We start from the raw sequence: 12,331 nt of genomic DNA on the forward strand, positions 1-12,331 counted from the left end.
AGCAGCGGAGCCAAGGCGGAAACCCCGCCGTTGTGGTAGCGCAGTCGGATCGATCAAAAAAAGCGAGTTTTTTCGGGCTGTAGCTGACCAGCATGTTCTTGGTCTGCTGATAGTGGTCAAGCACATCTTATGGGTCTCGCGGCCGATGCCCGACTGCTTGTAACCGCCAAACGCAGCATGCGCGGGATAAGCGTGGTAGCAGTTGGTCCACACGCGGCCCGCCTAGATGGCTCGGCCGAAGCGGTAGCAATGATTTGCATCGCGGCTCCAGACACCGGCGCCGAGGCCGTAAAGGGTATAGTTAGCGATCGACAGCGCCTGTCCGTCATCCTTGAACATGGTGACTGAGACCACCGGTCCAAAGATTTCCTCCTGGAACACGCGCATCTTGTTATGCCCCTTGAACACGGTCGGCTGAACATAGTAGCCGCCGGCAAGGTCGCCCGGAAGTTCGGCGCGCCCGCCGCCAGTCAGCACCTCGGCGCCTTCCTGACGGCCGATATCAAAGTAGCCTAGGATTTTTCGAGTTGCTCCGAGATGCATCAATGGATGATGAGTCGGCCAAGGATAGTTGTCCAGCCGACTAGAACGATCGCATACCGGCAGCGGCGCGCGCCTGCTCTCGCAATATCTGGCGGGCAGCGGACTCCGAAGGACCGCCGCCGAGGGGCGGCGCCAGCCACTGGGAGTTGAGCGTGGGCTGAATGCAAATGCGTCGGCGATGGCTGGCGTCTGCGTTCATTTACGAGCACGCATTGCTGTCGTAGTTACCTGCCAAACAAATAGTCGTCGTTAGGATTTGCGTTGGTAAAAATTCCGAAATAGGAACGTGTGACTAATGAGGGGACTGACCTTGATGGCTCAAGCAACTAAGCAGACAAGCACTGGTTTGTTGGGCCTGACGGCGGACATCGTCGCGGCCTATGTCCAGAACAACGCAATGCCCGTGGCCGATCTGCCAACTCTGATTGCTACCGTCAATTCTGCGTTATCGGCCCTAGTCCAGCCGGTCGTGGCACCGCCACCGGTATTTACTCCGGCCATAAATCCGAAGAAGTCGATATTTGCTGACTATATCGTGAGCCTAGAGGATGGGCGGAAATTCAAGTCTATGAAGCGTCACCTGGGTTTGCTGGGCATGACACCTGACGAGTATAGAGCCAAGTGGGGACTGGCCTGGGACTACCCTATGGTGGCGCCTAACTATGCGGCCAAGCGGTCTGCTCTGGCTAAAGCTAGCGGTCTTGGCCGCAGAGCGACTGCAAAACCACCCCAGGGAAAGGCCCCGCAAAGCGGAAAGCTACGGTCTAAGCGCGTCCGGTCAGAGTTGGCAGACGCCAAAGCCTGACCTCCGCCAGATGGACGCGATTGCGCCCAGCCATCTTTGCGGCATAGTTGGCGGCGACGGCGTGCCCCAGCACATCGGTGACCGGATCGTCCACTTGCGCCGTGCCATACCTGCCGAGAAAGTGTAGCCGAACTCCCGCCGTTCCTTCAGCGGCCTCGAGTTACGAATAGCGGCCAGCGTGCGTTCGAGAACCAAATTCGGCCTGCACTGTCGACCTGGCTGGTAGTTCCAAGACGAATTCCGCCCACGCGACCGAAACAATCTGCGAGCCGCACCTGACATTGGATGCGGACTGCGAAATCACGCAAAATAGCGTCACCCGCTCGGTTGCCGAATCTACCAGCCTAGACCCAATGGGGATAGAGAGGCCTTGCGTTCGACGGAAGCAGTGCTGGTAACATATGCCAAGCCTAGTCGAGTCTGCGAGGGGCAATCAATCCTCGTGAGTCGACGCTAATGTACGCGTTTCGCAGCACTCCGGCTGGCTATATCGCCTAAGACGGCATGAAGAAGCGATCCAACTTCCAGTTCGGCGAGCCTGAGCGCAACTCCTGATTCGGACAACTGAAGGAGAATTGTCTTGGCGGTGCTGCGCCAGAACGCATTCGCATCCTCCCCGTTCTTGGATTCCAGCACGCGGGCAATTTCCTCGACCAACTTCCGCCGCCGATACAGCGGAAACGCCCTTATGTTTGACACCGATCACCTCACCCATTCAGTCTCGCGATTAAGCATTGGAGGGTTAGAAAATCTGGTTAACGGCGCATCCCTTTTTGGCTGGTGAGCATGTAGCAAGAGTTCTGGCATGGGCGAACGGTCTCGCGACTAGTCACCAAACATTGTGATGGTCTCGTAGGCGGGCGTATCGGGGTTTCTGGCGCCGACCTCAACCAGGCTGCCGCACGCAATTTTTTTCCCATCACAAACGCATGTCATCCACGCTCCCCATCTGGGTCGGGCAGTGGCACGTCTGTGGCTTGCTACCGCGCCGCAATCAAGACCGTGCTTTCCGGCGACCAACACAGCACGACATCCTGACCTTCCGTCAGCCTGCCAGCACCGGTGTTCTGCACAATCACCTTGAGCGTCTGGTCAGCACGCTCGACAAAGTAGGTGCTGCTATTCCGGCGAAGATGCGCTTTGACACCTTCCCTCGCAGCACATTCGCATTGGACGCATCCGGTGCCTCGGCATCAGTGAAGATGCGGATGCGTTCGGGTCGCACAGCGCAGCTTGCCTTGGCGCCTGCGGCAAGCTTGGTACCCGGGCCGACGGCAATCGGCCGCCGGACAGCTGGTGCGGCCGGCGGCCGCCGAGCCTGCTGAGCTGCACCAGGTCGAGTGCGCGCTGCACCTCGCTGGCAATCACCGCCTTGGGCTCGCCGCGCACTGACAAGCCGAAGGCGACATTGTCGGAGACGCTCATATTGGGAAACAGCGCGTCTTCTGGAACACCATGCCAATGCGCCGCTTCTCCACCGGTACCCGCTCAACACTTTCGCCGCCTATGGAGATGCGACCAGAGTCGGGAAAGTCGAAGCCTGCGATCTGGCGCAGCAGCGTGGTCGATCGAGACATCGTCCAGCGCCTTGTGCGCGCCAAAACTGCGCGACACATTCGATACCTGTACGCCCGCCATTGGGCTGCAATGGATGCCGCTTCGCGCCGCATGGCGGCCATTCCCGACTTGACCGCCGACCAAAGCGGACATCGCCGAGCCCGCGATTGCGCCAAAGGCGGTCGTCGACGCTCAGAAATCGGCTTCTTCGAAATATTTGGCCTTCAGCCATGTGTTCGACGATCCGCTCCTGTAGCGGCTGTCGGCGCGTTTCGAAATGATGCTCTCGAGCCCCGTCTTCTCGATGGCCCGGAAGATCGCTAGCGCACTGCGCTCGAAATGCTCGCTGTACTGGATCTTGCCGAGGCCGTGCTCAACCAGTCGCCACAGCACCTGCTTGCGCTGCAGCAGGGGCAAAGAGGCTAGATTGCGACCGTCGAGATGGAGGATGTCGAACGCGACGAACACCAGGCGGCTGGGTTCGTTCCAGATCACGGCTTCCAGGGCAGGGCAATCGGGAGCGCGTTGGTCGCCTGGCACAATGACCTCGCCGTCGATAATGGCAGCCCAGCATGGAAGCTCGACAGCCAGCGCGATGGGCCAGTATTTCGTGGTCCAGTCACTGCCGTTCTTGCTGAAAAGACGCACGCCGCCTTTATCGATGATGATCTGGGTTCGGTAACCGTCAAGATTGACCTCGTGAACCCATCCCCGGTCTTCGGGCGGCTGCTCTACCCAAGTCGGGATCTGTGGCGGAATGAACTCCAGCCGGCCACCGTTGACCTCGGCACGCTTACTCAATGACGTCACCTTTGACTGCGCAGCGGCGACTGATCGGCACAGGCGGCCCGACATCCCCCCAACCTGGACGCCTGCCGCCTGTGCCAGCCCCCGCCAAGCATTTGCGAGCATCTGCCCACGAAGCCGAATTGTCGTTAGCTTCGCATCCAGATACTTATCCTGGCGTACATATCTCGCTCGCCGCAGCGCCCTTGCACCACGCGGTCGTTTGGCATTTCGGACGACCTTGGTCAGTCCATCAAAAGCACCACAGCGGGATGCAGCTTCTTCAGATTCGGCAATGATTTCGATTGCCAGGGTATGTCGGGCGTTCCACGCACAATAAGTCGAACAGCGGGATGCTTGCGCACCTCGATGGTAAATTTCGCCAGCAAGTTGATGCCGGAAGAGTTGAGAAATTGAAGGTCCTTCAGATTGAGCGTAATGGAAGCGGGATTCGAGGCAAGAACACTGGTCGCCAACGCCGTGATAGGCGCCCCGGCGTCGGAACTGGCAAGTCGCATTGCACCGTCGAAGAAAATTTCGGTTCCTTCAGTCCACACACGGTAGTCGTCTGTCTTGATTTCCATAGCCTGGCTTCGTTTCATCTAGTTGTGAATTTGCGAGATCGGAATGGAGGCATATGTCTCCACGCAAATCCGATCGCTTTCGTCGGCGGCGCTGAATATCCAAGCCAGGCGTGCGCCGTAGTCGCTCATCAACGTCAGCAATCCAAGTCCGGAGCCTGCCATGTCGGGGTTGTTGGCATTCTCTTCAATTCGCTGTATCAGCAGGTCCATGGGGTCGCCAACCGTGAGATCCGCCAGGAGACTTTGGAACTTAGAGGCATCTTCACCATCGACCTCATTCGACACTTTGAGCTTGAAGCACTCCGAATCCATCGACGCCTCGATCAAGATCTCACCTGGTGCGCGAAACTTGACGGCATTTTCGATGAGTTCGTTGACCAGATATCCGATACTGTGCCGCACTTCTATGTAGTCATTGCGGGACGACCGGAAGCGCAACGCGAAAAGATCGGCGATGAAGTCCGCGGTCGTGGCACAATGACGCCAACTCAAGTCGAGAGGTCCGTCAAAGAGCCGCACGCGACTGGCGCTCTCCTTCATCCCGATTGCAATGTCAGGGGTACCGAACAGCGTTGGCATGGCTATTTATGCCTTATGATCACGAGGGTGATGTCGTCGTGGATCTTCTGGATCCCGATATGGGCCATCAGATCGTCGATGATCCCGGTTTTGATGTCCTCGGCGCTGCTGCCGTGACGTTTTTGTGCGCTCTGGCAGAGGCGCTCGAACCCGAACAATTCTCTGTCTTGGTCTTCGGCCTCCGTCACACCGTCTGTGTGCAGCACGATCACGTCGCCGCTCCCGAACAGGATGTCACGCGTGGCAATGAACTTCGAGATGTCATTCTCCAAGCCAACCGGCAAACCCAGATCAATCGTATCGATACGTTCAACTTCCCCATCCGCACGCACGACAAGAACGTCCTCATGCTGGCCGGATAGCGTTACCCGCTCATCTTCGAAGTCAAGAAAGGCCAACGAGAGATGCTTGCCGGTGTTCGTCCGCTCTATGTTCTTGTAGATTGCCCTGTTCAATCGATCCAGAAACTGGTGCGGGTTCCCCTCGTTGGTCTCCTGCAGCGCACGTGCAACGGATTGGACCATCAGCATCAGCACGCCGCTCTCGAGACCATGACCGGTCACGTCGCCGATGCCGATCTTGACCCGTGGCCCGTTCTGCAGGACGTCGTAATAGTCGCCGCCGACCTCGTCGGCCGGCCGCATGTAGGCTGCGATCTCCAGCCCCGGAATCGCTTCTAGTTCGAATTGTTTCGGCAGGACCATCATCTGGATCTGTCTGGCGACCGCGAGTTCGGCACCAAGGCGAACGTTCTCGTCCTGCAGCTTTTCATTGAGTGCGGAAATCTCCTGATTTGCGTCCCCAAGTTCCCTGGTTCGTTCGTCGACGAGTTGCTCGAGGTTTTCCGTGTGAAAGCTGATCTGCTCAGCCATGCGGTTGAAAGCGATCCCTGCCGCTCCAACTTCGTCGCGCGTTGGGATGCTCACGCGGACTGAATAGTCTTTGGACTGGAGCCGCTGGGCGGCGCTGGCAAGCGCCCTGAGGCCCGCGGTGATCCGCTTCGAAATTCCAAGCACGGCGGCAAAAACAATCAGAAGCGAAACTACGATCGCGGCGATCTGAAAGAGCAGGATACGGTTGGTTGCGCGGGAAATACTCTTCTGCGCGGCGAACAGGGACGCATAGATCTCTCGTTCGGGAACGACGATCCCGACCGACATCATTTCGGACTTGATCGGTCCCGAACTCCACAGATTGGTCGGCTTCAATCTTTTGAGGACAACAATGTAGGGTACGCGTTCGCCCTTGTCGCCGAGCATGACATGCTGAATGACACCGTCATTGTTCTGGTCGAGAGGCAGCGACGCGATAGCCGGCTGCGTACTTCCCCGCAGGGACCTCTCCAGGCCGGTGACGCCCTGGGTGCCCGCATCGCTCGATGAAGTCAGGCCGATGATTGCCTGGCCTGACGGATTGATCGCCACCACGTTGCCAGTCGACATTGTGAGAAAGCCGAACCCGGTCTCAGCGATCTTCACACGTTCGACGACTTCCGCGAGTTGATCGAGAGTAATGTCTGCTCCCGCTGTACCAGCGATACCGGTGCGATCGCGCGTCCACAGCGGGTGGAAAAAGCTGACGATTAGCTTTCCCGTGATCGCATCGGTGTAAGGCGCTGTCTGGGTGATATCGTCAGGGACCGGACGCGAGGCTGGATCCTTGGCCCATTGCTGCCATGACCCATAGATTCCCGGAAAGAAAAACTCCCAGAACTCCGCCTTGTTGTGGCCTGGATAGAGCCGGTCGAAGGTCTGTGCCTGGTCCGTATACGGTACGGTCCTGAAGATCGGCCGTTCCTTTGGACCAATATAGTACATTTGCAGTTTGGACGACCCGCTGGACATGAGCGTCGGCGCAACGAGGTCCAACACGGTGCTGTCTTCTATTTCCCGCTGAACGCTTGGCATTGGACTGTGGTCGGCGTCCAGCAGGTAGCCCCAGACGCTGACCACGGAAGGCGCTCCCGGCAGGTTCTGTGCCCAATCGCCCTGTGCGTCGTAGACGACCCTCACGGAGCCGGGCACCTCCTTCGAAAGCGTGGCCCCGACCTGTTGTTGCCTGCTTGGATCGTCGATCTGGGCCTGCAGCACGCCCGCCAGCGCCTTGACGTCCCCATGGACTCGATCGAGCAGCAGGTCGACGCTTAACGCTGTCGATTCGGCATAGGAACGAATGTATTCTTGGTTTGCGGTCGTCAGGCCCTCACCGACTTCGGATGTGGCGTCGCGCGACAGTTTTTGAACATTCCAAAGCGCCAGGCCACCGCTCAAAAGGAGGTCGAACAGCACGGCGCCGCCAACGACCAATACGAATTTCGCTCGAAAGGAGCGCAGGCCGAATCGCGGTGTAGGCTCATCGTCGGCTTTCATTGCGGCCGTCGCCCCGATGCGACCCAGATCGGCCAACCCGTATAACCCTTGGGGTGGAGCGCAGCGAAAATGTGGTCCTGGAAGCCCTGCCGGAATCGTGCGACGAACTCCGGTCCATCGCCGCGTCTGGTCGCCATCTCGCCCGCATAGACGTCCGCCCAGGCCGCAATGACGTCGGCGAAGTCCTGCGGATCCCCGTCCAGGTTAGTGACCATGAAGGTCTCCATACGGATGTCTTCGAATCCGGCTTCGATCAGGTATCGCCGGCTCTTGGGTCCAAGCTCGACGTCCATCTCGAAATGCCCGAACAGCTTCGCCACCTCGTTGTAGGTCCAACGAATGCTTTCGGCGCGCGGCTCGCCCAGGCAATGCGAATTCTTCTCGTTGGTGATATAGACCCGACCGCCCGGCTTGCAGATGCGGTAGAGCTCCTTGAGAATGAGTTCAGGTCGATTGAAGATTTGAAGGGAATGTCGGCAGGTGACCAAGTCGAACTGCGCTTCGTCGAGCAGCATCTCCGACGCATCGCCATAGGTATATTCGATGCCCCGGATGTCGAACTCCCGCATCACTCGTCGAGCATAGTTCAGGCTTGATATGGAGTGGTCGAGGGCGACGATCCGCGACGGCTGGAACTCCTTCTGCGCGAGCACGGCGAAATCACCGATCCCGCAACAGATGTCGGCCATGACGATCCCGGACCTCATGCCGTGTCGCGGCAAGATTGCGCGCTCGTGGCGCCAGGTCAACTTTGTCTGAGTGCGCAGGATGGGTACGAACCCCCCTTCCTCAAGGAAACCCTGCCCCGGATAGAATTCGGTGTCATACTCCTCGACCGTGATGTTCGGTTCGATTGCGCTCAGGCGACCGAATTTTCGCGAGGTCCATCCGACGACGCTTGACGTGATGACCACGAATTTGAGATCGGGTCGAGCGCGACAAGCGTCGATGATGATCCTCGAAAAGCTGTGAAACGCAGCGTTGTTCATCTGCGTCAGGCGCCTGACATTGACGTAGAGAACGCCGCGCACATGGCCGATCGCATCGCGGAGCAATGCTATGCTCGGCCCAAGCTCATCGATCGCCTGAGGCCGGACCACTCCCGAAATGGAGAACTCCTGGTTATTGGCGTCGTATTGCGCCTTGAAGCGCGGGAGAAGGTCGTAAGGGCTCAATGTTGCAAGCCCTCAAGCGGAAGGTCCACGACAAGCTTGATTGCATCGCCCTCGGCGTCCTCGATCCAGAGTGTCGCGTTGTAGTCAACAGCCAATTCCAGGAGTACGACCTCGCGGCTCGGCGCGAGATCCCCAGACACCGAATTGAGATACCGCTCTCTGGCCTCCATTCCTACGAACTGCGACACGGCTTCTTCGTAGAATTGGCGCTCCTCTGGCACGCAAGGAAATGTCAACTCGATCCTATCTGTCGCGCCATGGCGAGACACCCTGCACGCCAGTTCGCCGTCGGCATGGCGAGTACGAAAGGCGACTTCCAGCAATTCGTTGAAGGCAGAGGAAAAGAGATTTGAATGGTGGACCGAGTCTGACCTGTTCTGACTGATCATCCGGGCCACGTATGTCGAGACATAATCGCAATGCTTCCAAGCGGAGACAAAAGCTTTGATTTCCATGTCGATCTGGATCATCGGCTCAAAGGTCGGCTCTCCAGCCAGGTCATGATGAACAGGTCCCATCGGCATCCTCACTTGTTCCATCAGTATTGAGCTCTCGCGGGGTGATGGCCTCCGCGATGAAAAATTTCTCCGCGCCCGTAATGAGTCAGTCTCGCACCGACTTGAAGAACTGCGCGGTATCTGCCTCGATCGTTCTACAAATCTCCGCCTCACCGTTAACGAAGGGCGCAAGGCGCTAGAGCGCTTGTTTTGATTCCTCCATCGCGCGTACCACCCTCAGCGGGGACCGCCTGATGAAACCGCTGATCGCCTCGGCTCCAAGCGGCTTTCCCAGGAAGTTGCCTTGCAGGCAATCGCAATTCTCCTTGATCAGCCACCGTGCCTGTGCCGGGGTCTCGACCCCCTCGGCAGTGACATTTATCCCGAGGCCGTGCGCCAGATTCATGATCGATCGCACGATCGTTTGGCTTTTGAGATCGGTCTCCAAGTCCGCAATAAAGTACTGATCTATCTTCAACGTATCGAAGGGAAAATTTTTAAGGTAGCTCAACGAAGAATAGTATGTTCCAAAATCGTCTAGCGATATTCGTATTCCCAAGACATTCAGCGTATTCAATGTGTCTATATTGTCAATCGTCTTCTCAAGTAGGACCCTCTCGGTTATCTCAAGTTCAAGTCTGTCGGCTTCAATCCCAACTGCGTCGAGGACCTGAGCGACGGTGTCCGTCAGCGAACCGCTGAGGAACTGAGCCGGCGACAGGTTCACTGCGACTGTCAGCGAGGAAGGCCACGTCAACGCCTGGCGACAGGCTTCCTCGATCACCCATCGTCCAATCTCGTCCATCAGACCGTCGGCTTCGGCGATCGGTATGAACACGTTGGGTGGAATGATTCCGACCTCGGGGTGCCGCCACCGCAGCAGCGCTTCGAAACCCGTCACTGACGAGGGAGGCCGAATGAGCGGCTGATACTCCAGATAAAGCTCGCCGCGCTCCAGCGCGGTTCGAAGGCTGCGCCTGAGATTCTCGCGTTGCTCGAGCAAGAGCAGCATCGAACGGTTGAATGTTCGAGCGCAGCCGCGTCCATCTGTCTTGGCCGCGTAAAGAGCAATGTCAGCGGCTTTCATCAACTGTTCGCCATCGGTCCCGTGCTCCGGCCCGAAAGCAATTCCGATACTCGAGCCGACGAACACGGGAATGCCGTTGATGACGAACGGGTCCTTGAACGCGTCGACTAGAGATCCGGCGAGGCGTTCAGCCTCTGCTGGCTGCTCCTTTCCCAATTGGATGACAGCGAACTCATCGCCGGCATACCGGTATGCGGATTCGCCGTCCTGCAGCGCATCGCGGATACGACCCGCCGCGAGTTGAAGAAGAGTGTCGCCTGCTCCATGGCCGAGCGTGTCGTTGACCGCTTTGAAATCGTCAAGGTCGATTTGCAGAAGGGCGGCTTTCGGCTTTGATCCGCCGAGGGCCGCGATTGCCTGCTGCAGCCGCTCGCCGAATCGCCGCCGATTCTGCAGTCCGGTCAGCACGTCGTGCGTCGCCTGATGGAGTAGAACTACATGCTCTTGTTCCTCCGCTGCGCTCCGCCCGCCGTCCTCTCTTGATTCGATGATTCCCGCACCGTTTGCCGTGGTGAACACAAAAACGGACCGTTGCGCTCCGCCCGATGATCGCGGCAAGTCGATGCTTGCCGGAGAGGCACCTTGGAACACACGAAGAAATTCGTCGCGATAGCTCGTATCGAGAAAGCTCGGGTAGATCTCCCAGACGGCGGCGCCCGGCGCTACCGCGCCTCCGTACAAGCCTTTGAGCCTGGCCGCGTAGTGCGTCAGGCGAAAGTCACGGTCATAGAACGACAAAAGTTCGGTCGTGTTCGCCAAAAGGTCTGCGAGAACGCCTTCGCCGACACTTGGAGCATCGCTCGATGAAGGCCCCTCACTCTCCGTGCCGACGCCTGAAGCCTCTGAGGGCAAGAACCACCTCCATAGGCGGTGCAGACTCGCGCCCCCCAGTCTAAAAGTAGCATAACTGTCGAGCTTGGCAAACTTTCAAATCGCAGTCTTAATAAGAGCCGCCCGCAGCCTAGTTCCATGTATTCTCCGCCGTGACTGGCGGCAAATTATCGATAACGATGAACCGTCACAGTTCGTTAACAAACCGTGAATTGGCGAGAATCAGCTGTGTGATTGATGCGCAGTAGGCGCGACACGAAGATATTGTGGTCCATGAGGCGGCGTGACCTTCGCCGCCCCGGGCACCTGAGTCAGCCCAATCAGCTTCGCGATCCTGTAGTCAGTTTCCGAGCGCCTTGAGCCAACCTTCAAAGGAAGAGGCCTCCTTGTCTCCGGCATGCGAAACAGAGTGTGCGGGGCGCGGCAATACCACAGTACTGCGGCCTTCGCGGGGGCTGTAACCGAATTCCTTGCTGAATGCTCGGCTGAAATTAGCCGCTGAACTAAACCCAAAGGCCTCAGCAATTTCAACAATGCGCCGCCTGTCCGCTGGATCGCTAAGCGCAACATGGGCTGCCATAAGTCGGCGACTTTGTATGTAATGGAGAACGCCACCGCTCGGTTCGAACACCTGATAGAGACGAGAGCGCGATACGCCGAGCGCCCGGCCCATTGAATCCGGTGTGAGATGAGCTGCATCCAAATTGTTTTGGACGTATCGACGCGCTCGCTCCATTAGGGCGACACTTCTCAATTGTTCGGCGGCCGCAGCCTGTTCGGCCGGAGGCCCGAGGCAGGCAATGATCATGCTGCGTGTTACGTGCACAATGCGGGGTAGATCGTCAGCGGTGAGACTGCGCAGCCTTGCTTCGATGCTGTTGACGTAGTCGACCAAGAGGTTGGCAAAGTTACCGGACAGAATTGAATTGTTCTTTGCATCGAGGGTTGACGCCGCATCAGAGAACAAATCACGCGGCAGATAGAGAACGAGACTTTCCGAGTCAGTTACCCTCCCGCGAAACGGATAGCCAAGTGATCTGATCTCCAACTTGCCCGGCTGGTTTTCCGCAACGCGGCGATCGATCTCCGTCCACGACCGGCCGGTACGAGGCAAGACGATATACCAGTGATCGATCGAACTGGATCGGAGCTTCGCGGCGGAACGCATGAAGCTATGTGCCGGCGCGCGCTGTTGAATCATCAGCATGCCACCGAGATTCCAAGCCGTGTGGTCGGCGGGAAAGCCATCGTTCAACGATTTGTCATCCGGCAACCTGACCTCGACAAGCGGCGCCATATGCGCTTGCCAAGCGGCGAACTGATCCTCTGGCGCCAGTTCCAGCGTCGAAAAGGGCAGAGGTTCGAACGCCGGCGCGGGCGATGGAGCGTCCTCATTGTGGGGTTGATCTTCGCGTGGCCAACGACGCCGATCACGGTCCCGCGGCTGCCCCGCACGGACCTCGTCTTGCCTCTTAGTGTCCATCGCGTGGTGCCATATCCGAATCGGGTATGCCCATG

11 protein-coding genes and 2 pseudogenes are annotated in these 12,331 nt (G+C 58.1%); 2 read left to right on the forward strand and 11 right to left on the reverse strand.

Annotated elements, in window-relative coordinates:
- Positions 1–55: 55 nt before the first annotated feature.
- Positions 56–525, reverse strand: a pseudogene (gene adh / locus NKI95_RS11085) (aldehyde dehydrogenase); the annotation flags it as partial.
- Between the two features lie 313 nt (positions 526–838).
- Here adh and NKI95_RS11090 point away from each other — a divergent pair.
- Positions 839–1,348, forward strand: coding sequence for a Ros/MucR family transcriptional regulator (locus NKI95_RS11090; protein ID WP_352716645.1), 510 nt, complete (start codon positions 839–841; stop codon positions 1,346–1,348).
- Between the two features lie 453 nt (positions 1,349–1,801).
- On the opposite strand, the gene NKI95_RS11095 is transcribed toward NKI95_RS11090, so the two are convergent.
- Positions 1,802–1,984, reverse strand: coding sequence for a DUF6074 family protein (locus NKI95_RS11095; RefSeq protein WP_352716772.1), 183 nt, complete (start codon positions 1,982–1,984; stop codon positions 1,802–1,804).
- Between NKI95_RS11095 and NKI95_RS11100 the strand changes: the two genes are divergently transcribed.
- Positions 1,929–2,132, forward strand: coding sequence for a hypothetical protein (locus NKI95_RS11100; RefSeq protein ID WP_352716785.1), 204 nt, complete (start codon positions 1,929–1,931; stop codon positions 2,130–2,132). The two genes, NKI95_RS11095 and NKI95_RS11100, sit on opposite strands and share 56 nt — an antisense overlap.
- Positions 2,133–2,328: 196 nt before the next feature.
- Here the strand turns inward: NKI95_RS11100 and NKI95_RS11105 are convergent.
- The 9 genes and pseudogenes from NKI95_RS11105 to NKI95_RS11145 form a co-directional block, all read right to left on the reverse strand.
- A pseudogene (locus tag NKI95_RS11105) lies at positions 2,329–2,986 on the reverse strand (ABC transporter ATP-binding protein).
- A 111-nt stretch (positions 2,987–3,097) separates the two neighbouring features.
- Complete coding sequence (locus NKI95_RS11110) at positions 3,098–3,760, reverse strand: ATP-dependent DNA ligase (RefSeq protein WP_352716646.1); 663 nt, start codon at positions 3,758–3,760, stop codon at positions 3,098–3,100.
- Between the two features lie 176 nt (positions 3,761–3,936).
- The gene (locus NKI95_RS11115; protein ID WP_352716647.1) at positions 3,937–4,275 is read right to left on the reverse strand and encodes a slr1659 superfamily regulator; all 339 of its coding nucleotides are present in this window, start codon (positions 4,273–4,275) and stop codon (positions 3,937–3,939) included.
- 18 nt (positions 4,276–4,293) lie between these two features.
- Complete coding sequence (locus NKI95_RS11120) at positions 4,294–4,854, reverse strand: slr1658 superfamily regulator (protein WP_352716648.1); 561 nt, start codon at positions 4,852–4,854, stop codon at positions 4,294–4,296.
- Between the two features lie 2 nt (positions 4,855–4,856).
- Positions 4,857–7,223: a SpoIIE family protein phosphatase gene (locus NKI95_RS11125; protein WP_352716649.1), complete on the reverse strand. Its 2,367-nt coding sequence runs from the start codon at positions 7,221–7,223 to the stop codon at positions 4,857–4,859.
- A complete protein-coding gene (locus NKI95_RS11130; RefSeq protein WP_352716651.1) occupies positions 7,220–8,398 on the reverse strand; it encodes a methyltransferase domain-containing protein in 1,179 nt (392 codons plus the stop codon). The genes NKI95_RS11125 and NKI95_RS11130 overlap by 4 nt, the downstream gene beginning before the upstream one ends.
- Positions 8,395–8,916 carry a ubiquinone biosynthesis methyltransferase UbiE gene (locus NKI95_RS11135; RefSeq protein ID WP_352716774.1) on the reverse strand — a complete coding sequence of 174 codons (522 nt, stop codon included), beginning with the start codon at positions 8,914–8,916 and terminating at the stop codon, positions 8,395–8,397. The genes NKI95_RS11130 and NKI95_RS11135 overlap by 4 nt, the downstream gene beginning before the upstream one ends.
- A gap of 175 nt (positions 8,917–9,091) precedes the next feature.
- A complete protein-coding gene (locus NKI95_RS11140; protein WP_352716652.1) occupies positions 9,092–10,834 on the reverse strand; it encodes a putative bifunctional diguanylate cyclase/phosphodiesterase in 1,743 nt (580 codons plus the stop codon).
- 319 nt (positions 10,835–11,153) lie between these two features.
- Positions 11,154–12,296, reverse strand: coding sequence for a helix-turn-helix domain-containing protein (locus tag NKI95_RS11145; protein WP_352716653.1), 1,143 nt, complete (start codon positions 12,294–12,296; stop codon positions 11,154–11,156).
- Positions 12,297–12,331 lie beyond the last annotated feature (35 nt).

The sequence above is a fragment of the Mesorhizobium sp. M0306 genome (assembly GCF_040321655.1).
Classification (GTDB): domain Bacteria; phylum Pseudomonadota; class Alphaproteobacteria; order Rhizobiales; family Rhizobiaceae; genus Mesorhizobium.